This is a genomic window from Streptomyces tubbatahanensis (assembly GCF_022699385.1).
In the GTDB taxonomy this organism is placed as follows: Bacteria; Actinomycetota; Actinomycetes; order Streptomycetales; family Streptomycetaceae; genus Streptomyces; species Streptomyces diacarni.
The window spans coordinates 7,332,307-7,357,709 of sequence record NZ_CP093846.1 but is presented as its reverse complement, the minus strand read 5'-3'; the positions used below and the strand labels follow the sequence as shown (position 1 = coordinate 7,357,709).

Below are 25,403 nucleotides of genomic sequence, written 5' to 3'. Positions count from 1 at the left end.
CTTCGCACACCGTTTTTCCAGGAGCAGCGATGCCGAGGGCGACTCTCGCCAAGCAACCCGACGCCGTGTCCGCGATGTTCGACCAGGCGGCGCGGCGCTACGACCTGACCAACACCCTGCTGTCCGCCGGCGCGGACAGGACGTGGCGGGCCCGTACCCGCGAGGCGCTGGGCCTGCGGCCCGGAGAGCGCTGCCTGGACGTCGCCTGCGGTACCGGCGTCTCCACCGAAGCCCTCGCCCGCTCGGGCGCCGCCGTCGTCGGGATCGACCGCTCGCCCGGGATGGTCGGCCAGGGCGCGCACCGGCCCGTCACACTCCGCGTGGGGGACGCGCTCTCCCTGCCCTTCGAGGACGCCTCGTTCGACGCGGCGACCATCATGTTCGGGCTGCGCAACGTCGTGGACCCCGCCGCCGCGCTCCGCGAGATGGCCCGGGTGGTGCGGCCCGGCGGGCGGCTCGTGGTCTGCGAGTTCAGCCATCCGACCTGGGAGCCGTTCCGCACCGTGTACCTGCGGTACCTGATGGGGGGTCTGCCGCGGATCGCCCGCCGGGTCTCCAGCAACCCGGACGCCTACACCTACCTCGCCGACACCATCCGCGCCTGGTACGACCAGCCCGCTCTCGCCGCGGTGATCGCCGGCAGCGGCTGGTCCCGCGTCTCGTGGCGCAACCTCACCGGCGGCATCGCCGCCCTGCACCGCGCGGTCCGCCCGGCCCGCGCCGCACCCGGCACAGCGCCGCTGTCCCAGGTGGCCGGCGCGTGAGCCGGCCGGCGGCGGAGCAGGCGCAGGTGATCGTCGTGGGCGCGGGCCCGGGCGGCTCCACCGCCGCCTGGCACCTGGCCCGCCAGGGTCTGTCCGTGGCCCTCGTGGAGAAGTCCGAGTTCCCCCGCGAGAAGGTCTGCGGCGACGGCCTGACACCCCGGGCCGTACGCCAACTGGTGCGGATGGGCATCGACACCTCGGCGCCCGGCTGGATGCGCAACCGCGGGCTGCGGTTCGTCTCCCGGGGCCGGACCCTGGAGCTCGACTGGCCCGAGAGCAGCGCCTTTCCCGCGTACGGGCTCACCCGCACGCGCGAGGACTTCGACCAGCTTCTCGCCCGGCACGCCGAAGCCGCGGGGGCCCGCCTGCACACCCGCACGAAGGTGACCGCGCCGCTGCTGGACCGCGCCGGGCGCGTCGTGGGCGTGACGACGACCGGACCCGAAGGGCGGGAGCGCGACTTCACCGCTCCGCTGGTGATCGCGGCGGACGGTGTCGCCGGGCGTCTCGCCGTTTCCCTGGGTATCGAGCGGCTCAAGAAGCGCCCTGTGGGCACGGCGGTGCGACGCTACTTCCGCAGCCAGGCCAAGCACCTGGACCCGTACCTGGAGTCCTGGCTCGACCTGCGCCGCGAGGACGGCCGGATCCTCCCCGGATACAGCTGGATCTTCCCCCTGGGCGACGGGAGGGTCAACGTCGGCCTCGGCGTCCTCAACGACTCCCGCACCGGCTCCATGCAGACGCGGCGGCTGCTGGAGACGTGGCTGGCCCGCACCCCGGCCGCGTGGGGGCTGCGCGAGGACGGTAACGCGGATGGCCCCCTGCGCGGCGCGGCCCTGCCCATGGGGTTCAACCGCCTCCCTCACTACCGCGACGGGCTCGTGCTGATCGGCGACGCGGGCGGCATGGTCAATCCGTGCAACGGCGAGGGCATCACCTACGCCATGGAGTCGGCCGAACTGGCCGCCGACGTGGCAGGCCAGGCGCTGGCCCGCCCGGCGGGCCCCGCCCGGGAGCGGGCGCTGGAGCACTATCCGGCCCAGATGGCGCACCGGCTGGGCCGGTACTACCGCCTCGGGCGCGGCTTCTCGGCGCTGATGGCGCGGCCCGCCTTCACGTCACTGGTCACGCAGAACGCCGTGCGGTCCCCCGCCGCCATGCGTTTCATGGTGCGGCTGCTCTCCAACCTCACCGACAGGCCGGGCACCGATGCGATGGACCACCTCGTCAACGCGCTGATCCGGGTGACGCCCTCACCCGCCGACCACGCCGGCCGGTTCGCGGGTGCGCCGTCGCTCCGGCGGAGCCGGTCCCGGGTGCCGGGCTGAGTGAACGGCCCCGCCGTCACAGCGGGTTGTGGTGCCCCAGTGGCGCCGTGCAGAACGAGCCGCCGACCAGTTCCGCGAGGGTGCCGTCGGGCGCGGGCGGTGCCCCCAGGCGCGGCGCGTAGACCTCGGCGTCGTCCTGCGAGGTGTAGCCGAGAGCCTCGGCCTCGGCCATCGAGAAGGTGCGGCGCGCGTTGTCCGAGACGCCCCAGATCAGGCGGTATCCCGGGGTGGTCGTGGCCAGGCACGCTTCGAGGAGACGCGCGCAGTCGTCGGGGGACAGCCAGGTGGACAGGCCGCGTTCGCCCAGCGGAAGCGGCGTCTCGAAACACGAGCCGATCCGGATGGCGGTGACGTCCATCCCGAAGCGCGAGTGGTAGAGGCTGCCCAGGGCCTCGATCGCGGCCTTGCTGACGCCGTAGTAGGTGTCAGGGCGCGGTGAGGAGTCCGCCGGCAGCCCGGCGGCACCGCCCTCGTCCGTGGTGCGGAAGCCGACGGCGTGGTTGCTGGAGGCCAGGACGACCCGGGGCACCTGGGCCTCACGCGCGGCGTCGAGCACGGTGTGTGTGCCGCCGATGTTGACGTCGCACGTCGCCTCCCAGGTGTTTTCCCTGCTGAGGCCGCCCAGGTGGATCAGGGCGTCGACCTCCTGGCAGGCGCTCTTCATCGCCTCGGCGTCGGTGACCGAGCCGGTCAGCAGTTCCACCGCCTCGTCCGGTTCGGCCGGGGTCTGCGGGGCGAGGTCCAGGAGGCGCAGCACGCGCCCCGGGCGGCGCAGTCGGGGGCGCATCAGGGTGCCGACCGTGCCGGCCGCTCCGGTGATCAGCACGCGCTGGTCGTTCATCTCGGTCTCCTCTGGCGCGTCTCGGACGGTGAGGCGTCTCGGTCTGCGAGGTGCCTCGTTCGGTCAGGCGTCTCGGTCCGCGAGGTGCCTCGTTCGGTCAGGCGTCTCGGTCTGCGAGGTATCTCGTTCTGTGCGGCGGAGCGGTGCGGGAGGGGACCGGGCGTGTCAGCGGATGCCTTCGCGACGCAGGCGGTGGGCGAGCTGTGCGGTGGCTTCGGCCAGCAGCTCGCCGACCCGCCTGGTCTCCGCGTCGTCGGTCTGGTCCACGGGCATGGAGCAGCTGATCGCGTCGGTGCCCGGGATGCGGTACGGGATCACGGCGGCGACGCAGCGGATGCCGGGCGTGCCCTCCTCGTTCTCCGAGGCGTATCCGAGCTCCCTGGAGCTGGCGCACGCGGAGTGCAGCGCCTCTCGCGAGGTGAGGGTCCGGGGCGTGAGGGCGGGCAGCGTCGCGGGCAGGAGGGCTTCGACCTCGTCGTGGGTCAGCTCGGCGAGGAGGGCTTTGCCCAGCGCGGTGGCGTGGACGGGCAGGGAGCGACCCACGCGGGAGACCAGGTGGGTGGAGCGCTGGGCCTCGCGGGTCTCCAGGTAGACGACCTCGTCGCCGTTGCGCCGGGCGAAGTGGGCGGTGTAGCCGGTCTGTTCGCGGACCTGTTCCAGTACCTCGGTGGCGAACGGGACGACGGCGTCCCGGTCCAGGTAGGCGGTTCCGCACTTCAGGGCGCGGATGCCGAGCCGGTAGCGGGTGGTGCTGCCGTCCTGTTCGAGCCAGCCGGCGTCGAGCAGCGTGCGCAGCAGTCCGTGCAGGCTGGAGCGGGGGAAGCCGGTGCTGGCGTGCAGGTCCGACAGGGAGAGCCAGACGTCTCCCGCGGCGAACGCCTCCAGGAGTTCCACCGTCCGCCAGGCGGACTTGACTCCGGGCGGTTCGGTGGACGTCGCGCCCGCCTGTGCCGCGCCGTCCGCTGCTGACGCGTCGTCATGCCGCAGCATTCGTGCCCCTCCTCGTCCCGTTGGCGCCCGTACGGCCGACTCCGCGGTGGTGCGTCGGGACCGTTGACGCGCTGGAGCGACCATATTACGTTCCCCGAACAAATTCATACCAGTGAACCAAGTCGGCACGTGAGATGGCATTCATGTACGTGAAACACATCGTGATGATGGACACGGAGGGGAGCCAGAGAGGTGCACTCGTTTGACTGGACAGTGATGTGTGCGTACTTCGGGCTGATGGTCCTCATCGGCTGGTGGTCGCACAAAAGAGTCGGGAACGTGAAGGACTTCTTCACCGCGGGCGGACGCATGCCGTGGTGGCTGGCCGGCATCTCGCACCACATGTCCGGCTACAGCGCGGTGCTGTTCGTCGCCTACGCCTCGGTCGCCTACACCACAGGTGTCACGGTCTACTTCTGGGGCTTCGCCAGCATCGGGGTGGGCGTCGGCATCGGCAGCTGGCTGTTCGCGGCGCGCTGGAACCGGCTGCGCTCGAAACTGGGCGTCGCCTCCCCGCTCGAGTACCTGGCCATGCGGTACAACGTGACCACCCAGCAGGCACTGGCCTGGAGCGGCAGCCTGCTGAAGATCTTCGACATCGCCGCGAAGTGGTTCGCGGTCGCCACCCTGCTGCACGTCTTCGCCGGGATCGACTACAACGTCGGCATCCTCGTCACCGGCGTGATCACGCTCTTCTACTGCACGGTCGGCGGGCTGTGGGCCGACGCCCTGACGGAACTGGGCCAGTTCATCATCCAGGCGGTCGCCGCGATCGTGATGCTCGTCGTCGTGCTCGGCAAGCTCGGCGGTGTCTCGGCGCTGTGGACGATGTGGGACAAGCTCCCCGCGGGACACGTCGACCCGACGACGCCGAAGTACACGGGCCTCTTCCTGATGGTCTACGTCCTGGTGAAGACCCTGGAGTACAACGGGGGCATGTGGAACCTGGCGCAGCGCTACATGGCCGCGCCCGACACCCACGCGGCCCGGCGGAGCGCCCGGCTCTCGGCCGCGCTCTACCTGCTGTGGCCCCTGGTGCTGATGTTCCCGATGTTCGCCGCTCCGCTGCTCGTCCCCGGCGTCGACCACCCCGACAACTCCTACGCGATCATGACGACCACGTTCCTGCCGCCCGGGCTCATCGGCCTCGTACTGGCCGGCATCTTCTCGCACACCATGGCGATGGTCTCCTCAGACGCCAACGCGATCTCCGCCGTCATCACCCGCGACATGATCCCGGTGATGTACCGCAAGGCACGGGAGTGGACCCCGCCGCAAGGTCTCCTCGCGGCGCGCGTGACGACGGTCTCCTTCGTCGTGCTGACCATGGCCGTCGCCACGCAGGCCCAGAACCTCGGCGGCGTGCTCCAACTCGTCGTCAACTGGGTGGCGGCACTGATGGGTCCGATCTCCATCCCGCTGCTGCTCGGCATGCTCCCCTGGTTCCGGCGCTGCGGCCCGCGCGCCGCCCTCACCTCCTGGGCGGGCGGACTCCTCGGCTACGGGCTCGTCTACTACGTCATCGACACCTCACAGACCTGGCTGGTGGCCACGCCGGTGCTGGTGTCCCTCGTGCTGTACGCGGGCCTCGGTGCCCTCGCTCCCGAGCGCAGCGACACCGCCGAAGAGCTCATGGAGGTCCTGGGAGACGACGACACACCCGGCACAGCGGAGCCGGGCCCGGAGGAGACCCGCCTTCCGGCCTGACCCGCCCCCGCGGCGACGCGGCCCCCGATGCGGCCCGACACGTCCCGCGCTGCCCGGCAGGCCCCGTACGGCGCCCCGGCTCGCGGCCCCTCCTCGTCCACGAAAGGAGCAGGAACCGATGGCACAGCCCCCGGCCCCGCTCGAAGGGCTCCTGGCATTCCCTCTCACTCCCTTCTCCGACACCCTCTCCCTCGACCTGGACGCCTTCGCCCAGAACGTGGAACGACACGTCGAGGCGGGAGCCGGCGCGTTGTTCGTGGCCTGCGGGACGGGCGAGTTCAGCTCGCTCGCGCCCGCCGAGCACGCCGCGGTACTGACGCGGGCGCGCGAGGTGGTGCGCGGGCGCGTGCCCGTGTGGGTGGGGGCGGGAGGCGGAGCGGCCGCCGCCCGCGCGGCGGTCGCCGCCGCGGCCGACGGCGGGGCCGACGGCGTGCTGCTCCTGCCGCCTTACCTGGTCTCGGGGCCGCCTGAGGGCCTGGTGGACTTCGTCAGGTACGCCGTGGCGGACACGTCGATCCCCGTGATCGTCTACCACCGCTCCACCGGGGTGTTCACCGAGGCGGCCGCGGTGTCCCTGCTCGACGTCCCCTCGGTGGTCGGCCTCAAGGACGGCTTCGGCGACGTCGAGCTCATGCACCGCATCGTCACGGCCGTACGGTCGGTCGGCACCCGGCGGGCCGAGCGCTTCTGGTTCTTCAACGGGCTGCCGACCGCCGAGGTGTCCGCACACGCGTACAGCGCCATCGGCGTCACTCGCTACTCCTCGGCGGTGCACTGCTTCGCCCCGGAGATCGCCCACCGCTTCCACCGCGCGCTGGCCGAGGGCGACAGCGCCGTCACCCAGGCTCTGCTGCGGGGGTTCTACCTTCCTTTCGTGGCCCTGCGGGACGAAGCGCCCGGTTTCGCGGTCTCCCTGGTCAAGGCGGCGGCGCGGCTGCGGGGTGACGTGACGGGCCCGGTACGGCCGCCCCTGGCCGACCCGACCGAGGAGCAGATCGAGCGACTGCGGCAGCTCGTCGAGAACGGATACCGCGTCCTGAAGGGACTGTGACCGCCGTGAGGATCCTCGAAGCGGTACTGACACCGGTCGCGTTCGCCGACCCCCCGCTGCTGAACGTGATGGGGGTGCACGAGCCGTTCGCCCTGCGCAGCGTGGTCCAACTGCGCTGCGAGGACGGCGTGGTCGGGCTGGGCGAGTCCTACGGCGACGCCGCGTTCCTCGGCGAGGTGCGCAAAGTGCTCCCGCTGCTCGCCGGACACGACGTGTTCGACCTGCCGGGGCTGCGCAGGACAGTGGCCCGCGCCCTCGCCGGTACCGTGCTCACCGACGAGCACGGCCTGATCGGCGGGTTCTCCCTGCGCAAGACCCTCTCCAGCGTCTTCTCCCTCTTCGAGGTGGCCTGCCTGGACGCACAGGGTCACTGTCTGGGCCGCCCGGTCACCGACCTGCTCGGCGGGGCGGCCCGCACGAGCGTCGAGTTCTCCGCCTACCTCTTCTACAAGTACGGCGCACACCGCGACGCCGGCCGGGGAACGGAGGCCGATCACTGGGGTGAGATCCGTACACCTGAGCACCTACTCGCCTCGGCGCGCCACATGGTCGCGGAGTACGGCTTCCGTTCGCTCAAGCTCAAGGGCGGCGTCTTCGCGCCCGAGCAGGAGAGCGAGGCGGTCCAGGCGCTGGCCGACGCCTTCCCCGGCGCGCCCGTGCGCCTCGACCCCAACGCCGCGTGGACACCCGCGACAGCCGTCGAGGTGGCGAGGGAACTCGACGGCGTCCTGGAGTACCTGGAGGACCCCACGCCGGGAATCGAGGGCATGGCGCGGGTCGCCGACGCGGCACCCATGCCCCTTGCCACCAACATGTGCCTGGTCGGCGTCGACGACATCGAACCGGCCTTCCGGGCCCGGGCGGTCGGTGTCCTGCTGACCGACCACCACTTCTGGGGCGGGCTGCGCGCCGCACAGGCACTGTCCACGACGTGTGAGAGCTTCGGCGTCGGCCTGTCCATGCACTCCAACAGCCACCTGGGCATCAGCCTCGCCGCGATGGTGCACGTCGCCGCCGCCACCCCGCACCTGACCTACGCCTGTGACACCCACTGGCCGTGGAAGACGGCGGACGTCATCGCGCCGGGCGCGCTGGAGTTCCGCGACGGCGCCGTGCGGGTGCCGCAGACCCCGGGGCTCGGCGTCGAGATCGACCCGGACGCGCTGGCGAGGGCCCACGAGAACTACGTGCGGTGCGGGCTCACCAAGCGCGACGACACCGCCTACATGCGGCGGTACGTCCCCGGCTTCGCACCGAACGTCGCCCGGTGGTGAACGGGACCCCGCCCACCGTGACCGTATGGGTGCCGGGCGTCCCGCCCGGCCGTGCAGAAAGGGCCGCCTCGTGATGAAGGTGACGGGATACGCCTACCCCTGGGACGTCCTCGGCGATCCGGACTTCACCGCCCGGGCGAGCGCGCTGGGGCTGGACGAGGTCGCGGTGGCGCTGGCGTACCACAGCACGCGTGCGGCGACGCCGTGGTCGCCGCACGGCACCTCGGTCGTGGCCCGGCACGCGGCCCTGTACCGTCCGCTGCGCCCGCACGTCTGGCAGGGGGCCGCGCTGACGCCGGCGGCCCCGGCGTGGCCGCGGTGGGCGCGAACCGGGAGCGACGCGGACGGCGGCGGTGAGGCCGTCCGCGCGCTGGGCGAGGCCGGGATCGCGGCGGCCGGATGGGTCGTGCTCACCCACAACTCCCGGCTCGGCGAGGCCCACCCCTCCGCCGCCGTGCACAACTGCTTCGGCGAGGTCTATCCGTGGGCGCTGTGTCCTTCGAGGCCCGCTGTGCGGACCTACGCCGCCACGGTGACCGCCGAAGCGGTCCGCGACCTCGACCTGTCCTCGGTGATCCTGGAGGCGTGCGGGCCGCTCGGCGCAGTCCACCAGCACCAGCACGAGAAGACCGACGGCGTGTGGGCTCCGGCCGTCGCACGGCTGCTGTCGGTCTGCTGCTGCGCGGACTGCGCGGCGGGCTGGACGGAGCGCGGCTTCGAGCCCGCCGCCGTCCGCGCCCGCATCCGCACAGGCGTGCGTGAGCTGATCGGTGCGGGAGACCTCGCCCTCACCGACGACGGGCTGCCCACCGGCATGCGGGAGGCGCTCCTGGCCACCCGGCAGGCTTCGAGTGACGCGCTGCGCCGGGCGGTGCTGGAGCGTGTCCCGCGGGGTGTCCGTACCGTCCTGCACGGATCCATGGACCCGTGGGCCACCGGCGCCCTGCCCGGTCTCACACCGGCGGCGCCCGCCGAGACCGACGCCGTCGTCCTCCAGAACTGGGCGCCCACCCGCGCGAGTACGCGAGCCGTCGCCGCGGCCCGCGCCGCACTCCCCGAGCGGGTGGCCGTCGGCAGCTACGTCACCGCGGTGGCGGCAGATCCCGTGCCGGACACCGGCTCCTACGTCTCGGCACTGGCCGAGGCCGGCGCCGCCGAACTGCACCTCTACCACCTCGGGCTGGCCGGCCCCGCCCGCTTCGGTGCTCTGCGGGCCGCATGCGACGCGGCAGGCGGGCGCACCCCGGCCCCCGGCGCCGCGACACGGCCGCGGGGCGGCTCAGGTGACCCACCTGACGAGCTCGCTCAGCGGCAGCCGTCCGGTGGGGATCGCTGAGGTGCCGGGGGGCTTGGGCGCGGGGTGCCCGAGGGAGAGGGCGGTGCGGACCCGCCAGGGGTGCGCGACCCCGCACGCGGTGCCGGCCTCGTCGGCGTGCGCGGCGGGGAAGAAGGACGCGGGGCAGCTCCCCAGGCCCTGGAGGTGGGCGGCGAGCATCATGTTCTGCGCGGCGCGGCCCGCGTCGAACTGGGCGTCCTCGCCTCCCGCCACCTCGTCGACGGCCAGCGCGATCACCAGGGGGGCTGCCGCCAGGTGGCCCGCGTAGGAGCCGAGTTCGGCGAGCCTTCGCCGCACGAGGCGGCTGCGCACGACGACGAACCGCCACGGCTGCCGATTGCGCGCGGACCCGGTCCACCGGCCCGCCTCCAGTACCTGGCGCAGCTCGTCGTCGGTGACAGGCGCGCCGGTGAACCACCGGGTCGCCCGCATCGTCGTCAGCGCCGGGACGGCGGAGGGCGAAGGCGTATCCCTCACTGTTCCCTCCGTGCGTGCCTGGGGCGGTGGGCGACCGCCGGCCGGCGCAGGGGCGAGCCGACGGTGTCCGTCTTCGCGTAGATGCTCTCAGAGCGCCTCCGGGCGTGGGCCGCGGGGCTCCCGCCGTGCCTGGCCGAAGCGGCGGCCGGCGGGGACGCACCGTGCGGCGGTCGGTCGGCAGGGGCGCCTCGCGTGGCGGTCAGCCTGCCCGGAGGGGACGCCGTGCGGCGGTCAGTCGGCCGGGGCGGGCGTGCCGAGTCGCCCGTCGTGCACCTCGGCGATCCGGTCCACGGCGCCCAGGTGGGCCCGGTCGTGCGTGACCAGCACGGTGGCGGTCGCCTGCCGGTGGGTGAGCCGGGTGATCAGGTCGATGACCGCGGCGCCGCGCTCGTGGTCGAGGGCGCTGGTCGGCTCGTCGACAAGGAGCACGGTCGGCTCGTTGACCAGGGCGCGCGCGATGTTGACGCGCTGGCGCTGGCCGCCGGACAGCTGGTGGGGGCGGCGGTTTGCCTGGTCGGCCAGGCCGACGGCGTCGAGCAGTTCCCTGGCCCTGGAGCGGGCCTTGCCAGGGGAGCGGCCGTCGAGCTGCGCCATCACCTGGAGCTGTTCGGCGGCGGTGAGGGACGGCAGCAGGTTGGGCTGCTGGAAGACGATGCCGATCTTGTGCCGACGCAGCTCGGTCAGTGCGCCGCGGCTCATCCCCGCGGTGGTGGTGCCGTCGACGGTGACCGTTCCCGAGTCGGGTGTGATGAGGGTGGCGGCGACGGCCAGCAGGCTGGACTTGCCGGAGCCCGAGGGGCCGACGACCGCGGTGAGGCTGCCCTCCGGCACGTGCATGCTGACGCGGTCGAGTGCGGTCAGGCGGCCGTCCCCGTCGGGGTAGGTGAGGGTGACGTCGTTCAGGTGCAGGCTCATCGGGCGCTCCCCAGGGCGGTCAGCGGGTCGACGGAGGTGATGCGGCGGATGGACAGGGCGGCACCGAGCGCGCCGAGCGCGATCATCACGGCCGCGGGGACGAGCACGGTGGCGGGTGTGAGGGAGAACGGCACGGCGGAGCCGGAGGCCGCGGCGCCGACAGCGGCCGCGAGGGTGGTGCCGATCAGCGTGCCGCCGGTCAGCAGGACGAGGGCTTGGCCGAGCGCGTCGCGCAGGAGGTTGCCCGTGGAGGCGCCGAGGGCCTTCAAGACGGCGACGTCGCCGCTGCGCTGGATGGTCCACACGGTGAAGAAGGCACCGATGACCAGCGCCGAGATGGCGAAGAGGAAGCCGCGCATCAGTTGCAGCGAGCCGTTCTCCGAGGTGTAGGAGCCGATCGCGGACAGCGAGTCGTCCCGCGAGACCGTCTTGGTGCCGGCCTGCTGGTCGACGGCCTGGACATCCGCACCGGAGTCGGTGTGCAGGGCGACGACGGTGGCCGTGGGGGTGTCGGTCTGCTCCGCGGTGGGCGGAGCGATCCGCTGCCAGGTCCGCAGGCTGGTGTAGACGACCGGGGTGTGGCTGAAGGAGGCCTCACCCCGCACGGCGGAGACGGTCAGCTCGTGCCCGGCGAGGGAGAAGGTCTCGCCCTTCTTCGTGCCGAGTTCCTCGGCCGCCGTGGTGGACAGCACGGCCGAGTGGTCGTCGATCCTGGTGCTGTCGGGGGCCAGCGAGGAGCCGGGCTGGACGCCGAAGGCGGAGACACCGGCGCTCGCCTTGCCCGCCGTGGCCTTGGTGGTGGTGATGCCCAGCGGCTCCGCGCTGGTGACACCGGGCGCGTCGGCCCACGCGCGCCACTGGTCGCGGGTGACGGTGGAGTCGGAGTAGGACAGGTCCTTGCCGTCGCCGGGCGCGTCGAAGGCGATCCTGTCGGCGGACAGGCCGGTGATCGCGGAGATGTTCTGCTGTCCCAGCCCGGCGGTCAGTCCCGACAGCAGTCCGACCAGCAGGGTGATGAGCACGATCACGGTACCCATCAGGGCGAACCGCCCCTTGGCGAACCGGAGGTCCCTCCAGGCGACAAACACGTCTTCAGCTGCCCTTCGTACGGTGGAATCGAGGAGGTCTCCACGCTCGCCGCTCCCCCACCCGTGGGGCATCGCGCGCAGGACCCCACTTCGCGAGGCGAAAGGTGGCGGCCCGGTTCCCTCTTTCGACAGAGGCCGCGGGCGGGCGATGTTCGTAGGCTGGAGTGATCGTGAATGAGCTGACCCCCACCACCCGGGCCCTGACCTGGTGCCTGCACCTGCTCGTCCTCGGCCTTCTCGCGCTGACCGCCGTCCGCGCCGTGGCCGACGGCGCGGACGCGGTGGCCGTCATCGCCGTGGCGGCCGTGCTCGGTCTGGTGTACGCGGCGGGACCGCTCCTGCCGGTGTTCAGCCGGTCCCGCTGGGCGGCCGCCGGGTGGCTGGCCGTCGTGGGCGCCGTGTGGCTGGTGCTGCTGGTGCTGGCCGCCGACGCGGTCTATCTGGCCTTCCCGCTGTTCTTCCTCCAGCTCCATCTGCTGTCCCGGCGCGCCGGGCTGCTCGCGGTCGCCGCCACCACCGCGGCCGCGGTCGGCGCCTTCGCGGGGCACCAGGGGGGTCTCACAGCGGCGGTCGCGATCGGCCCCGCGCTGGGAGCCGCGGTGGCGGTGGCCGTGGTGTGGGGCTACCAGGCCCTGTACCGCGAGAGCGAACGGCGCCGGCAGTTGATCGAGGAGCTGACCGCCACCCGGGCCGACCTGGCCGCCGCCCAGCACACGGCGGGCGTGCTGGAAGAGCGCGAACGTCTCGCCCGGGAGATCCACGACACCCTCGCCCAGGGGCTCTCCAGCATCCAGCTGCTCCTGCGCGCGGCCGAGCGGGCGCTGCCGGGTCAGGCGGAGGCCGCCGTCGGCTATGTCGGTCAGGCCCGCCAGGCCGCCGTGGACAATCTCGCCGAGGCCCGCCGCTTCGTCGCCGCGCTGGCCCCGCCCGCGCTGGAGGGTGGCACGCTGGCCGGGGCGCTCGAACGGCTGTGTGCCACCACCTCGACCCGCCACCCGCTGACGGTGCGCTTCCACCTCACGGGCCGGCCCGTGCCGCTGCCCACCCCGCACGAGGTCGCGCTGCTGCGGATCGCCCAGTCGGCACTGTCGAACACGACCCGCCACGCCCGGGCCGGCCGCGCCGAGGTCACCCTCAGCTACCTCGGAGACCGCGTCGCCGTGGACATCGTGGACGACGGGATCGGCTTCGACCCGCTGGAGACACCCGCCTCCGGCGCCGGCGCGGGCGGCTTCGGGCTGCCTGCCATGCGCGCACGCCTGCACGCGCTCGGCGGCACCCTCATCGTCGAGTCCACCCCCGGGCACGGCACCGCCCTGGCCGCCCAGCTCCCCACCGACACCGCATCCCCCCGCGAGGACGAGGCGCACCGATGACCGACAGCCCCATCCGCCTGCTGCTCGCCGACGACCACCCCGTGGTGCGGGCCGGTCTGCGCGCCGTCCTGGAGACCGAACCGGACTTCGTCGTCGCCGCCGAGGCCGCCACCGCCGAGGACGCGGTCGCCCGCGCCGCCGAGGGCGGGATCGACGTCGTCCTGATGGATCTGCAGTTCGGTCCGGGGATGACGGGCGCGGCGGCCACCGCGGCGATCACGGCCCGACCCAGCGCCCCCAGGGTCCTCGTCGTCACCACGTACGGCACCGACGCCGACACCCTGCCCGCCATCGAGGCGGGCGCCACCGGCTACCTCCTCAAGGACGCCCCGCCCGAGGATCTCGCCGACGCGGTACGGACGGCTGCCGCGGGCCGCACCGCGCTCGCCCCGGCCGTCGCCGAACGGATCATGCAACGGATGCGCACCCCCGGCAGCTCTCTCACCCAGCGCGAGACCGAGGTCCTCAGCCTGGTCGCCGAAGGGCTGTCCAACCAGCGCATCGGCAGGCGGCTCCACCTCACCGAGGGGACCGTCAAGTCCCATCTGGCGCGCATCTACGCCAAGCTGGACGTCGACTCCCGCACCGCCGCCGTGGCCGCCGCTGCCAACCTCGGCCTCATCCGCCGCTGAACCGCACCGCCCGGCGGGACGCACCCCGCCCGCTCAGGCTCCGCTTCCGGTGGCGGCCCTCAGTCCTCGGGCAGGGGCTCGCCGCACCGGTAGCAGAACCGCGCGTCGCGCTCCGTGGCGAGCCGCCCGCACGCGTCGCAGACCCGGTTGAGCAGGCAGGCGGCCTCGCCGGCCTCTCCTGTCCCGCCGCCGGGCCGCCCGATGGCGAGGCCCGGGCGGCGGCGGTGGACGCTGAGGTACATCAGCCCCCGCTCGCCGGCCGACAGGGCGCGGCGGCTGCCGTGGCTCAGCCACACGACCGACCCGGCCCGCAGGGTTTCCGGGCCGCTGTCGGTCTCCAGCCGGCCGCTTCCTTCCGTGACGTACAGCAGCACGTCCAGGTCGGGTTCGACGGAGGCACCGACCTCGGCGCCCGGCGCCAGGCGCACCAGGTTGGCGTCCAGCTGGCGGCCCGTGCGGTCGAGTCGCCACAGCGCCCCTCCCCCGTCAGCGGGCAGCTGACGCAGCAGCTCCGTCAGCTGTGCCAGTACACCCGACGCCGGGGTGTGTGCCGCGCCGTTGTCCACCATGACCTCCGATGTGCGGGGCGGCCCCCGCGCCGTTTCCCTGCGCGCCGCCCGCGGGCGCGTCGTCCGGATGTTCTCGAGTCCCCATTTTCCCAAGTCCGCGAGTGGAACGGACCTCGGTGTCACGCCGCTCCCCGCCGCCGCTCCCCGCATCCCCGGGGCGGGTGCGGGCGCGGGAGGCGCATGGGATGAACTGGGGAGATGACCGAACCGCGTGAGACCACTAGCCTTCCCTCCCACCACCCGTGCGAAGAGCTGCTCCCCGCCACCCGGCGGGCGCTGTCGCACCGCCTGGCCACGGCGCAGGCACAGGGGCGGGCGCCCTCGCTGGCAGCGGCCGTGACCCGGGGCGGTGAGCTCGTGTGGGCCGGAGCCAGGAGCGGTGCCGGGGAGGACGGGCCCGACGAGAACACCCAGTACCGCGTCGGGTCGATCACCAAGACGTTCACCGCTGTCCTGGTCATGCGGCTGCGCGACGAAGGCGTGCTCGCTCTCTCCGACCCACTGGAGCGGCATCTGCCGGGCACCGGCGTCGGCCACGTGACGCTCGCCCAGTTGCTCTCGCACACCGGCGGGCTCGCCGCCGAGACGCCGGGGCCCTGGTGGGAGCGGAGTCCGGCGACGCTGCGCCCCGAGCTGTCCGACGTGCTCGGCGACCAGCCGCTCAAGCACCCGACGGGGCACCGGCATCACTACTCCAACCCCGGGTACACCCTGCTCGGCTCGCTCGTCGAAGCCGTCCGCCGCGCGCCCTGGCACGAGGTGCTGCGACAGGAGGTACTCACCCCACTGGGGCTGCACAGGACCGGGCCGCGGCCCGAGGAACCGTACGCCAGGGGCTGGGCCGTGCACCCTTGGGCGGACGCGCTCCAGGCGGAGCCCGCCCAGGACCTGGGCCTGATGGCGGCCGCGGGCCAGCTGTGGTCCACCACCGCCGATCTCGCCCGGTTCGCGGGCTTCCTGCTGCGGGGCGACGAGCGCGTCCTGTGCGCCGCCTCGGTCCGGGAGATGCGGGTGCCGTACGCGCCGGCCGCGGCCGGGGACTGGGGCCGTACCTACGGGTTGGGCCTGGCCCTCACGCGGCAGCACGGCCGCTCCCTGTACGGACACTCGGGTTCGCTACCGGGCTATCTCGCGGCGCTGTGGTCGTGTGAGGAGGAGGACCTGTCGGCGGTGGTTCTCGCCAACTGCACGTCGGGGCCTGCCGTCGAGACGGTGGCCGCCGATCTGGTCCGGACGGTGGCGGACGCGGAGCCCCTCTTTCCCGAGCCCTGGCGCCCCCTGCCCGAGGTCGATCCGGCGCTGCTGGCGGTGGCAGGGCCGTGGTACTGGGGGACCCAGGTGATCGGGGTGCGCCTGCGGGCGGGTGGCGCACTCGAACTGGGGCCGCTGTCGGGCGCCGGGCGGCGCTCCTTGTTCAGGCCGGAGGACGACGGCACCTGGACGGGCCTTGAGGGGTACTACGCCGGAGAGCGCTTGGAGGCGGTACGGCGTCCCGACGGCTCGGTCAGCCATCTGGACCTGGGCTCCTTCGTCTTCACCCGCGCCCCCTACGACCCGCAGGCACCGGTGCCCGGCGGGGTGGACCCGCACGGCTGGCGAGGCGCTTCCCAGCTGTGACCACGCGCTGCCGCCGCCACCCCCGGGCGCGCCGAGGCGACCGGGGGTGCGCTCGGGGGCGGCGGAGGTGCCGAATCCGTGTCGCTCCTTCCGCCTTCCGTGCCGACGTGGGCCTCTCAGGTCCGGAGTGTCAGCTGCGGGACGTGGAGGTGACGGCATCGCGGGCGCGGTCCAGGACGGAGGCGAACGGCCCCGCGGCCCACTGCATCGCGGTGGAACCGGCCGCGGCCGGGTGCGGGTGGGTGGGAGCGGTCTTCTCCACGGCCAGCAGGCGCTTGCCCATCGTGGTGCGCTCGTCCTGGCTGAGGTTGCCGAGCAAGGCGGGGAACTCCTCCCGCTCCTCGTGGTCGGCGTGGTCGCTGACGGACTGTTCGAAGTCGGCGATCACCGTGTTGAACCTGTCGCCGCCGAACTCCAGCTTCTCCAGTTCGGCCAGTACCTTGTTCGCCTCCTCTTCCTCCTCGTTGCGGGCCTCGGCCTCCCGCTCGCCCGCGGCCTTCTTCGCCGCCGGACGCACGATCATCTCCTCGGCCGTCTCGTGCACCGCGAGCAGCGCCCGCAGCTGACTGAAGGATTCCCTGCGCCGGTCTTCCGGCCCGCTGCGCACCGCGGCGAACAAGTCCCGGATCCTGGCGTGCTGCTCGAGCAGCACGCCCACCACGTCCTCGGACGGCAGTTTCTCCGCCTCGGCGCGCTCCTGTTGCGCGTTACTCACGACAAGCCTCCGTTCGACGAGTCCGCACTCGGCTGTGCGGAGGGGCGGGTAACCCCGCGGGAGAAGCCCAATCGCCCGCGCGGTGGAAGGGGCCGCGAGAACGCGTCCGCCAAAGCCCGCAGAACCCGTCCGTGCAAGGCCGCCAGGAGAGCCCGTCCGTGCAGGGCCAGGAAAAAGGGGAACCGGGACACGCAGCCGGGAGTGGCCCCAAGTCGCCTATCCCCGTTGGCGAGCGGTCGCCTATCCCCGTTGGCGAGCGTAAGAGCGGAAGGAGAGCAGGGTGTTTCAGCGCAGGTGGGCGCGGGTGCGGGAGGGGCTGGGCCGGGTCGGGCGGCCGAGCAGGTCAGGGCGGCAGACCCTGGCCCTGATCGGCAAGAGCACGCTGGCGGCCGCGGCCTCCTGGTACGTGGCGCACGACCTGCTGGTGGCACAGACCCCGGCCTTCGGCCCGTTCTCCGCCGTGCTGATCATGCAGGTGACGCTGTATCAGTCGCTGTTGCAGGCCCTGCGCTACATGGCGGCCGTCTGTGCCGGAGTCATCGTGCAGGCGGCGCTGGGCTTCCTGGCCGGGCCCGACCTGCTCACGTTCGTGCTCGTGGCGCTCATCGCGCTGGCCATCGGCCGCTGGCGGCGCCTCGGCTCCCAGGGGACGCAGGTGGCGACGGCGGCGTTCTTCGCCTTCTCCACGTATTCGGCCTCCACCGGCAACCAGCAGCGCGCCGAACAGCTCGGCCAGATCGTGCTCCTGGTCGCCATCGGCTGCACGATCGGCGTCGTGGTCAATCTCCTGCTGTGGCCGCCGATGCGCTACCGCAGCGCCGAGGCCGGTATCCACACCCTCGCGGGCGATCTGTCCGCTCTCCTGGCGGACATACACCCCGCCCTGCGCGAGCACGGCTTCGACGAGGACGAGGCCCAGCGGTGGCGTCGGCGTGCCGCCGACGCCACCTCGCTGGTCAGCCAGACCCGGGCGGCTCTGCGCGCCGCCGTAGAGGGGCGCTACTACAATCCGCGCAGGTTTCTCCCGCACAACCGTCGCCACAAGGCCTTCGACGGGTACCGGGAGGTGATCGACGCGCTGGAACGGGTCGCCCACCAGACCGCCTCGCTCACCCGCACGCTCTACCAGTGGCCGCGGAACGAGACGGGCACCGACCGCGACGGCTTCCTGCGCGACTACGCCGACCTGCTGGAGGCCCTCGCCGACATCACCGACCGGTTCAGCGTGATCGACGAGGAGCACCTGAGCGACCAGGCCGAGGAGCTGTGCGAGGCCGCCACGACCGCCCAGGACAAGCGCGCCCGGCTCGTCGAGCGCGCCGAGGACACCTCGCTGCCGCTGGGCGACCCCTCGCGGCCCTACGGCATCCTCCTCGCCGAGGCGACGCGGCTGACGGAGGAGGCTCAGCACTCCTGCGACAGCCTGCAGCACGCCACCGCCAACTCCTCCACCGCCGGCGGCTGAGGACCGGCGCCGCGCGCGTCGCCGTGCGCGTCCGGACGGGGCTCACGGAGGGAATCTCCGCGCAAGGTGCCCTGTGTCTGGCCGGCGACCGCTCCGGCCGCCTGTACGGTTTGTCCCGCTAAGCGGGTTTTCGTCGTCCATGGCGGAGTGAGGGCCGGTAGTGACGGCCGGTTCGGAGGGTCTTTCGACGATGTTGCTGACGGTCAAGGAGCAGGAGCGCCTTCTGATCCACACCGCTGCCGAGGTGGCACGGCAGCGCAGGGCCCGCGGGCTGCGGCTCAACCTGCCGGAGGCCACGGCGGTGATCTCGCAGTTCCTCCTGGAGGGCGCGCGGGACGGCCGGATGAAGGCCGATCTGCAAAGCGCCGCCCGCGGGGTGCTGAGCCGGGACGACGTCATGGAGGGCGTTCCCGAGATGCTGCACCAGGTGCACGTCGAGGCGACCTTTCCCGACGGCACCAAGCTGCTGACGGTCCCGGAGCCGATCCAGTGAGCCCCGACTCGCGCAAACGTCCGGGATCCGGCGAACAGGTCCCGTTGGGCTCGGGAAAGGGAGCCCCGGTCGGTGCCACCCAGCCGGGCGCCAACACCGCGGCCACTCCCGGAGTCCCGGGGGAGATCCGCTACGGGGAGGGGCCTGTGGTACTCAACGCCGGCCGGGAGGTGACCACGGTGCGCGTGGTCAACACCGCCGACCGGCCGATCACCGTGGGATCCCACTACCACTTCGCCGAGGCCAACCCGGCGCTGGAGTTCGACCGCCAAGCGGCCTGGGGCAAGCACCTGAACCTCCTGGCCGGGGGGATGACGCGCTTCGACCCCGGCACTCAGACGGACGTCGCCCTCGTCCCGTTCGCCGGGCGGCGGATCGCGGCGGGCTTCCGAGGCGAGTGCGAGGGGAACCTGGATGACTGAGATCGCGCGCGAGGAGTACGTCGCCTCGCTCGGCCCGACCACGGGCGACCGCCTGCGGCTCGCGGACACGGACCTGTTCATCGAGATCGAGGAGGACAGGTGTGTCGGCGGCGACGAAGTCGTCTTCGGGCGGCGGCAAGTCCGGCCGTGAGTCGCAGGGCCAGTCGCACACTCCGCGCTCCCAGGGGACGCCGGACCTCGTCATCGTCGGCGTGGTGGTGCTCGACCACCAGGGCGTCGTCAAGGCCGATGTCGGCATCCGGGACGGCCGCTTCGTCGCCGTCGGCAAGTCGGGAAACCCCGACACCATGGACGGCGTGCACCCGGATCTGGTCGTCGGCCCCTCGACGGAGCTGATGAACGGCGTCGGCCTGATCATGACGGCCGGGGCCATCGACACCCATGTCCACTTCGTGTCGCCCGCGATGTGCCCTGTCGCCCTGGAGGCCGGGGTGACCACCCTGGTCGGGGGCGGCAGCGGGCCGACGGACGGCTCGAAGGCCACTTTGGCCACGCCCGGCGCCTGGTGGCTTGAGCGCATGTTCGAGGCCTTCGACCCCTGGCCCGTCAACGTGGCCTTCCTCGGCCGGGGCACCACCGTGAGCGAGGAAGCGCTGTGGGAACAGCTGCGCGCGGGCGCGTCAGGCCTCAAGGTCCACGAGGACTGGGGCGCCACCCCGGCCGTGGTGGACGCCGCCCTGACGGTGGCCGACGCCTCCGGCGTCCAGGTCGCCATCCACAGCGACACGCTCAACGAGGCCGGCTTCGTGGACGACCTGCTGCGCACCGTGGCAGGCCGCACCTTCCACAGCTTCCACACCGAGGGCGCGGGCGGGGGCCACGCCCCGGACATCATCCGGATCGCCGGGGAACGCAACGTGCTGCCCTCCTCGACGACCCCGACCCGCCCCTTCACGGTCAACACCGCCGACGAGCAGCTCGACATGGTGCTCGTCGCACACCACCTCAACCCGCGGATCCCCGCTGAGCTCGGTTTCGCCGAGTCCCGGGTACGCGCGTCGACGATCGCCGCCGAGGACATCCTGCAGGACATCGGAGCCATCTCCACGATGTCCTCGGACGCGCAGGCCATGGGCCGGCTGGGCGAGACGGTGCTGCGTACCTGGCAGACGGCCCACGCGATGAAGAACCTGCGCGGCCCGCTGCCCGGCGACGGCCGGGCCGACAACGAGCGGGCCAAGCGGTATGTCGCGAAGTACACCATCTGCCCTGCCGTCACCCACGGTCTCGACCACGAGGTGGGCTCGATCGCGCCGGGCAAGCTGGCCGACTTCGTGCTGTGGGAACCGCCGCTGTTCGGGGTCAAACCGACGTCGGTCTTCAAAGGCGGAATGGCCGCCGTCGCCCTGCTGGGCGACCCGAACGCCTCGGTGCCCACCCCGCAGCCCGTCCTGCCCCGCCTGGGCTACAACTCCCACACGAGAGCGGCCCAGGCCACCAGCGTCGCCTTCGTCTCACCCGCCGCCGTCGAGGACGGCCTGGCGGACCGGCTCGCGGTGCACAGGCCGCTCGTCGCGGTCCGGGACGTCAGGGGCCGCACCAAGGCGGACCTGCCCCGCAACGACGCGCTGCCGCGGATCGACGTGGACCCCGACACCTTCTCCGTCCACATCGACGGCGACCTCGTCGAGCACGAACCGCTCACCGAACTCCCCATGACCCAGCGTTACTTCCTCTACTGAGCGGCCGTCACCGATGTCTGCCCGAGCCGCCCTCCTGCTGCTCGCCGACGGCCGCCTCCCCGCCGGCGGCTACGCCCACTCGGGCGGCCTCGAGGAATCCGTCAGGACGGGGCGGGTCCGCGACGCCGAGAGCCTGGAGTCCTTCTTGGAAGGGCGGGCCCGCACCGTCGGTCTGGTCTCGGCCGCCTTCGCCGCCAGGTCCTGCCGCGCCGCGCACGACCCCGATCCACTGCCGGAACTGGAGGTCCTGGATGGCGAGCTGGATGCCAGGACGCCCTCTCCCGCACAGCGGGAGACCTCTCGGCAGCTCGGCCGCCAGCTGCACCGCCTGCTGACGGGGATGGCACACCACCCTCTTCTGGAACGTCTTCCGCGCGCCCTGCATCAGCCGCTCGTTCTCGGTGCGGCCTGCGGTCTGTACGGCCTGCGGCCACGGGACGCGGCCCTCGCGGCCCTCCACGAGTCGGTGACCGGCCCGGCGGTCGCCGCCGTCCGGCTCATGAGCATCGACCCGTTCCGCACCCACGCCGCGCTCGCCCGCATCGCCCCGTCGCTGGACCGGCTCGCCGAGCGCGCCCTCGAGCACTGCGACGGCTCTCCGCACGACATGCCGGCCGCCGCAGCCCCGCTGCTGGACGTCGTCACGGAAGCGCACGCCACCCGCAGCGAACGGCTGTTCGCCTCGTGAGCACCGCCGTGGCAGCCGGGGCCAGGATGCGCGCGTGCGCGCGTGTCGCCACCGAGTCGGCCCCCGGGCCCGAGGGCCGGCCGCGCACGTGGGTCAGCGGGCTGCGCTCCCAGGCGCCGCTCAAGCTGTTTTCGACCAGGGCCAAGGAAGGGGAACCGTCTGCCGCTCACCGGGGCGTCCCCGCGCGGGTGAGCGTGGCGGCCGGCGCCGCGGGACCGATCGGCGGAGACGAACTGCGGCTGGAGGTCGAGGTCGGTGCCGGCAGCGTCCTCGTGCTCAGCGAGGTCTCGCCCTCGCTGCTCCTTCCCGGCAGGGAAGGCCGGTTGTCCACGACCCGGGTGCGGATCAGCGTCGCCGCGGGCGGGACGCTGGTCTGGCTTCCCGAGCCGCTGGTCGCCGCCCGTGGCTGCGACCACCTCAACGAGGTGCGGATTGACCTGGCCGACGACGCCGCGCTGCTGATGCGGGAGGAAGTGGTGCTGGGCCGGCACGGCGAGACGGGCGGGCGCGTGCGGCTGAGCACCCGGGTGCGGCGCTCCGGTCGCGCGCTGCTGTGCCAGGACCTCGAACTGGGCGCCGGGGCGGGCCGCACGCCCGTGGTCGCGGACGGTCACAGGGCAGTGGGTTCCGTCCTCGTCGCCGACCCGCTGTGGTGCGCTCAGGAGGCACGGCGGCGCCCACGTGCGCAGTTGCTGTCCGGCGACGCCGTGGTGACCCCTCTCCCCCAGGGCGCGGCCCTGATCAGTGCGCTGGGCCAGGACAACGCGGCCCTCCGCGACACGCTCCGCTCGGGCCTGGCGGCGATCGGCGCGCCCTGGAGTCCCCGCCCCGTACCCCCTCCCCCGTAAGGAGACAGTGATGGCAGCCCCCGTTGGAGACCACATGCCGCGCAGAGCCCTGCGCCTCGGAGTAGCCGGGCCCGTGGGCACCGGCAAGAGCTCCCTCATCGCGACCGTGTGCCGGAACATGGCCGCGGAACTGGAGATCGGTGTCGTGACGAACGACATCTACACCGACGAGGACGCCCGCTTCCTGCGCGCCAGCGGGGTCCTGTCGGCGGCCAGGATCCGCGCGGTGGAGACCGGCGCCTGCCCGCACACGGCCATCAGGGACGACATCACGATGAACCTCATCGCGGTCGAGGACATGGAACGCGACGTCGGACCGCTCGACCTGGTGCTGGTGGAGAGCGGAGGCGACAACCTCACCGCGACGTTCTCCCCCGGCCTCGTCGACGCCCAGGTGTTCGTCCTCGACGTGGCCGGGGGCGGGGACGTGGTGCGCAAGGGAGGGCCCGGCATCGCCCGCGCCGACCTGCTGGCCGTCAACAAGGTCGACCTGGCTCCGTACGCGGACGTCGACGTGGACCGCATGGTCGCGGAAGGGGCTGCCGCGCGGGGCGGCGCCCCCGTCCTCGCGCTGTCCCGGCACCGCCAGGAGACGGTCGACGAGCTGTGCGCCTGGATCAGACGTCTGGCCGGTGACCACGCGGCGGGCCGCCACACGCCCACCGATCCCGGAGCACCGGCCCACCACCACCATGCGCACGTCAAGGCCACGTGAGGCGGCTTCACGGGGGCTGGTCAGCTCCCGGCCGTCCAGCGCAGCAGTTCCCCGGCCGGCAGCGTGTTGACGACCCGTTCCGGCGGCACCCCGCACTCGGCGGCGCGCAGGCAGCCGCCCGCCTGCCAGTCGAGCTGACCTGGTGCGTGCGCGTCGGTGTCGAGGGCGAACCACGCTCCCGCGTCGAGCGCCTGACGCAGCAGGCGGCGCGGTGGGTCGCTGCGCTCCGGACGGCAGTTGATCTCCACGGCGGTCCGTGACTCCGCGCACGCGGCGAAGACCTCCTCCGCGTCGAACTGCGATTCGGGCCGCCCCCTGCCCGACAACAGCCGGCCCGTGCAGTGGCCCAGCACGTCCACCAGCGGATCGCGGACCGCCCGCAGCAGGCGCGGCGTCATCAGGTCCCCGGACATCCGCAGCTTGGAGTGCACCGACGCGACCACGACGTCGAGCCGGGCCAGCAGCTCGTCCTCCTGGTCGAGCGTCCCGTCCTCCAGGATGTCGCACTCGATACCGGTGAGCAGCCGGAACGGCGCCAGCCGCTCGTTCACCTCCGCGATCACGTCCAGTTGCCGGCGCAGCCGCTCCGCCGACAGACCGCCCGCGATCGTCAGCCGCGGCGAGTGGTCGGTCAGGACCGCCCACTCGTGGCCGAGCGCTTTGGCCATCGCCGCCATCTCCTCCAGGGAGCTGCCGCCGTCCGACCAGTCGGAGTGGAGATGGCAGTCGCCGCGCAGCGCAGCCCGCAGAGCGCGCGCCGCCGTGGGCAAAGGCGCCTCGTCGGCCACCTCGGCCTCCAGCTTCGCCAGGTATCCCGGCACGCCACCGGCCAGCGCCTCCCGTACGACCTGCGCGGTCTTGGGCCCCACGCCCCTCAGCGACTCCAGCGTGCCGCCGGCGGCCCGCTGCTCGGTCTCCCCCGCGGGCAGCGCGGCCAGTACCTGGGCAGCCGTGCGGAAGGCCCGCACCCGGTACGTCGGTGCCTGTGCGCGCTCCAGCAGAAAGGCGATCCGCTCCAGCGCCGCCCGCGGCTCCACCTGCGCCCCTTCCGCAGCCGTCGGTGCCAGGCTACGACCGGGCGGCCCGGCACGCCTGGCGAAACAGAGGGCACCAGCGTGACCAGCCCTTTCTCGCCGCGGCGTCGCTCAGTCGCCCGCTCGGTTGCCCGAGGCGGCAGGGCGGTCCTCCCTGGGCAGGCCGAGCACCCGTTCGGCGATGATGTTGCGCTGGATCTCGTTCGATCCCGCGTAGAGGGTGTCGGCCCGCGAGAAGAGGAAGAGCCGCTGCCAGTCGTCGAGGTCGTACGGCGCGTCGGCGAGCATCCCGCCGGCGCCGAGGACATCCATCGCGAGTTCGCCGAGCTGCCGGTGCCAGGTCGCCCAGAATATCTTGCCGATCGACGCCTCGGGGCCCGGTGCGCCGGCCGCCACCGCGTCGAGCATCCGCAGGGCGTTGAACCGTATGGTCTCCAGACCGATCCAGGCCTGGGCGATCCGGTCGCGGATCAGCGGGTCGTCGGCCGCTCCGTTGCGGCGGGCCAGGTCGATGAGGGCCTCCAGCTCCCGGCGGAACCCGACCTGCTGCCCCAGCGTGGAGACCCCTCGCTCGAAGCCGAGCGTGGCCATGGCCACCTTCCAGCCGTCGCCGAGGGCTCCGACGAGGTGTGCCGCGTCGGCGCGCGCACCGTCGAAGAAGACCTCGTTGAACTCGGAGGTGCCGGTCAGCTGGGTGATGGGGCGGATCTCCACCCCCGGCTGGTCGAGCGGTACCAGAAGGTACGACAGGCCGCGGTGGCGCGCCGAGCCGGCTTGTGTGCGGGCGAGGACGAAGCACCAGTCGGACTCGTGGGCGAGCGAGGTCCAGATCTTCTGCCCGGTGACGACCCACTGACCCGCACCACCGCCGGGCTCGCCCGCACCGGAGCCTGGCGCCCCGTCCCACTCGGCCCGGGTGCGGATGTTGGCCAGGTCGGAGCCGGCGTCCGGCTCGCTGTACCCCTGGCACCACAGCTCGTCGACGGCGACGATCCGGGGCAGGAAGCGGGCGCGCTGTTCCGGGGTGCCGAAGGCGATCAGGGTGGGGCCGAGCAGCTGTTCCCCGATGTGTCCCACCCGGGCGGGCGCGTCGGCGAGGGCGTACTCCTCGTGGAAGGCGACCTGTTGTTCCAGGGTGGCTCCCCGGCCGCCGTACTCCGCCGGCCACCCCACGCAGGTCCAGCCCGCCGTGGCCATGTGCCGCTCCCAGGCGAGGCGTTCGGCGAAGGCCTCGTGTTCCCGCCCTGGTCCGCCACGGCCGCGCAGACCGGCGAACGCGCCGGTGAGGTTCGCCCGCAACCAGCCGCGTATCTCCGCTCGGAACTCCTCGACGCTGCTCATGGACGTACGCTAAT

Annotated in this window: 24 protein-coding genes and 1 pseudogene; 16 read left to right on the top strand and 9 right to left on the bottom strand. The window is 73.0% G+C overall.

The features are described 5' to 3' along the window. Positions 1-29 precede the first annotated feature (29 nt). On the top strand, positions 30-764 hold the full coding sequence (locus MMF93_RS31545) for a demethylmenaquinone methyltransferase (protein WP_242756574.1): 735 nt from the start codon (positions 30-32) through the stop codon (positions 762-764). Continuing rightward, positions 761-2,092, top strand: coding sequence for a geranylgeranyl reductase family protein (locus tag MMF93_RS31540; RefSeq protein WP_242756573.1), 1,332 nt, complete (start codon positions 761-763; stop codon positions 2,090-2,092). Before MMF93_RS31545 ends, MMF93_RS31540 begins: the two co-directional genes overlap by 4 nt. 16 nt (positions 2,093-2,108) lie before the next feature. Here MMF93_RS31540 and MMF93_RS31535 read toward each other — a convergent pair whose 3' ends face one another. Continuing rightward, entirely contained in the window at positions 2,109-2,933 is an 825-nt protein-coding gene (locus MMF93_RS31535; protein ID WP_242756572.1) for an NAD-dependent epimerase/dehydratase family protein, read from the bottom strand. 165 nt (positions 2,934-3,098) lie between these two features. Next, a complete protein-coding gene (locus MMF93_RS31530; protein ID WP_242756571.1) occupies positions 3,099-3,923 on the bottom strand; it encodes an IclR family transcriptional regulator in 825 nt (274 codons plus the stop codon). Positions 3,924-4,115: 192 nt separating this feature from the next. On the opposite strand from MMF93_RS31530, the gene MMF93_RS31525 reads away from it, so the two are divergent. The 4 genes from MMF93_RS31525 to MMF93_RS31510 all read left to right on the top strand — a co-directional run bounded on the left by MMF93_RS31525 (position 4,116) and on the right by MMF93_RS31510 (position 9,291). Continuing rightward, positions 4,116-5,630 carry a sodium:solute symporter family protein gene (locus MMF93_RS31525; RefSeq protein WP_242756570.1) on the top strand — a complete coding sequence of 505 codons (1,515 nt, stop codon included), beginning with the start codon at positions 4,116-4,118 and terminating at the stop codon, positions 5,628-5,630. Between the two features lie 118 nt (positions 5,631-5,748). Further along, a complete protein-coding gene (locus MMF93_RS31520) occupies positions 5,749-6,681 on the top strand; it encodes a 5-dehydro-4-deoxyglucarate dehydratase (protein WP_242756569.1) in 933 nt (310 codons plus the stop codon). Between the two features lie 5 nt (positions 6,682-6,686). After that, positions 6,687-7,955: an enolase C-terminal domain-like protein gene (locus MMF93_RS31515; protein ID WP_242756568.1), complete on the top strand. Its 1,269-nt coding sequence runs from the start codon at positions 6,687-6,689 to the stop codon at positions 7,953-7,955. A gap of 73 nt (positions 7,956-8,028) precedes the next feature. Then, entirely contained in the window at positions 8,029-9,291 is a 1,263-nt protein-coding gene (locus MMF93_RS31510; RefSeq protein WP_242756567.1) for a hypothetical protein, read from the top strand. Here the strand turns inward: MMF93_RS31510 and MMF93_RS31505 are convergent. The 3 genes from MMF93_RS31505 to MMF93_RS31495 form a co-directional block, all read right to left on the bottom strand. Then, positions 9,235-9,768, bottom strand: coding sequence for a nitroreductase family protein (locus tag MMF93_RS31505; RefSeq protein ID WP_242756566.1), 534 nt, complete (start codon positions 9,766-9,768; stop codon positions 9,235-9,237). The two genes, MMF93_RS31510 and MMF93_RS31505, sit on opposite strands and share 57 nt — an antisense overlap. Positions 9,769-9,999: 231 nt before the next feature. Then, complete coding sequence (locus MMF93_RS31500; RefSeq protein WP_242756565.1) at positions 10,000-10,683, bottom strand: ABC transporter ATP-binding protein; 684 nt, start codon at positions 10,681-10,683, stop codon at positions 10,000-10,002. After that, positions 10,680-11,771, bottom strand: coding sequence for an ABC transporter permease (locus MMF93_RS31495; protein WP_242756564.1), 1,092 nt, complete (start codon positions 11,769-11,771; stop codon positions 10,680-10,682). The genes MMF93_RS31500 and MMF93_RS31495 overlap by 4 nt, the downstream gene beginning before the upstream one ends. Positions 11,772-11,941: 170 nt before the next feature. Here MMF93_RS31495 and MMF93_RS31490 point away from each other — a divergent pair, with 170 nt between their 5' ends. Beyond that, positions 11,942-13,147: a sensor histidine kinase gene (locus tag MMF93_RS31490; RefSeq protein WP_242756563.1), complete on the top strand. Its 1,206-nt coding sequence runs from the start codon at positions 11,942-11,944 to the stop codon at positions 13,145-13,147. Next, the gene (locus MMF93_RS31485) at positions 13,144-13,779 is read left to right on the top strand and encodes a response regulator (protein WP_242756562.1); all 636 of its coding nucleotides are present in this window, start codon (positions 13,144-13,146) and stop codon (positions 13,777-13,779) included. Before MMF93_RS31490 ends, MMF93_RS31485 begins: the two co-directional genes overlap by 4 nt. A 59-nt stretch (positions 13,780-13,838) precedes the next feature. Here MMF93_RS31485 and MMF93_RS31480 read toward each other — a convergent pair whose 3' ends face one another. Next, positions 13,839-14,348 (bottom strand): hypothetical protein, encoded by a 510-nt coding sequence (locus MMF93_RS31480; protein ID WP_242756561.1) that lies wholly within the window; start codon positions 14,346-14,348, stop codon positions 13,839-13,841. A gap of 198 nt (positions 14,349-14,546) precedes the next feature. On the opposite strand from MMF93_RS31480, the gene MMF93_RS31475 reads away from it, so the two are divergent. Continuing rightward, complete coding sequence (locus MMF93_RS31475; RefSeq protein ID WP_242756560.1) at positions 14,547-15,965, top strand: serine hydrolase domain-containing protein; 1,419 nt, start codon at positions 14,547-14,549, stop codon at positions 15,963-15,965. Positions 15,966-16,095: 130 nt separating this feature from the next. Here MMF93_RS31475 and MMF93_RS31470 read toward each other — a convergent pair whose 3' ends face one another. Continuing rightward, complete coding sequence (locus MMF93_RS31470; RefSeq protein WP_242756559.1) at positions 16,096-16,680, bottom strand: hemerythrin domain-containing protein; 585 nt, start codon at positions 16,678-16,680, stop codon at positions 16,096-16,098. A gap of 280 nt (positions 16,681-16,960) precedes the next feature. Here MMF93_RS31470 and MMF93_RS31465 point away from each other — a divergent pair, with 280 nt between their 5' ends. The 7 genes and pseudogenes from MMF93_RS31465 (at position 16,961) to ureG (ending at position 23,014) form a co-directional block, all read left to right on the top strand. Continuing rightward, entirely contained in the window at positions 16,961-18,145 is a 1,185-nt protein-coding gene (locus MMF93_RS31465) for an FUSC family protein (protein WP_242756558.1), read from the top strand. Positions 18,146-18,335: 190 nt separating this feature from the next. After that, positions 18,336-18,638 carry an urease subunit gamma gene (locus MMF93_RS31460; protein WP_242757872.1) on the top strand — a complete coding sequence of 101 codons (303 nt, stop codon included), beginning with the start codon at positions 18,336-18,338 and terminating at the stop codon, positions 18,636-18,638. A 125-nt stretch (positions 18,639-18,763) separates the two neighbouring features. After that, on the top strand, positions 18,764-19,060 hold the full coding sequence (gene ureB, locus MMF93_RS31455; RefSeq protein ID WP_242757871.1) for an urease subunit beta: 297 nt from the start codon (positions 18,764-18,766) through the stop codon (positions 19,058-19,060). Then, a pseudogene (locus MMF93_RS31450) lies at positions 19,053-20,763 on the top strand (urease subunit alpha). Before ureB ends, MMF93_RS31450 begins: the two are co-directional and overlap by 8 nt. A gap of 13 nt (positions 20,764-20,776) precedes the next feature. Beyond that, positions 20,777-21,451: an urease accessory protein UreF gene (locus MMF93_RS31445; protein WP_242756557.1), complete on the top strand. Its 675-nt coding sequence runs from the start codon at positions 20,777-20,779 to the stop codon at positions 21,449-21,451. Continuing rightward, positions 21,448-22,299: an urease accessory protein UreD gene (locus MMF93_RS31440; RefSeq protein WP_242756556.1), complete on the top strand. Its 852-nt coding sequence runs from the start codon at positions 21,448-21,450 to the stop codon at positions 22,297-22,299. The genes MMF93_RS31445 and MMF93_RS31440 overlap by 4 nt, the downstream gene beginning before the upstream one ends. A 10-nt stretch (positions 22,300-22,309) precedes the next feature. Continuing rightward, positions 22,310-23,014 (top strand): urease accessory protein UreG, encoded by a 705-nt coding sequence (ureG, locus tag MMF93_RS31435; RefSeq protein ID WP_242756555.1) that lies wholly within the window; start codon positions 22,310-22,312, stop codon positions 23,012-23,014. Positions 23,015-23,034: 20 nt separating this feature from the next. On the opposite strand, the gene MMF93_RS31430 is transcribed toward ureG, so the two are convergent. Then, positions 23,035-24,051, bottom strand: a complete 1,017-nt coding sequence (locus tag MMF93_RS31430) for a PHP domain-containing protein (RefSeq protein WP_242756554.1) — start codon at positions 24,049-24,051, stop codon at positions 23,035-23,037. A 108-nt stretch (positions 24,052-24,159) separates the two neighbouring features. Then, entirely contained in the window at positions 24,160-25,389 is a 1,230-nt protein-coding gene (locus MMF93_RS31425) for an acyl-CoA dehydrogenase family protein (RefSeq protein WP_242756553.1), read from the bottom strand. Between the last annotated feature and the right edge of the window lie 14 nt (positions 25,390-25,403).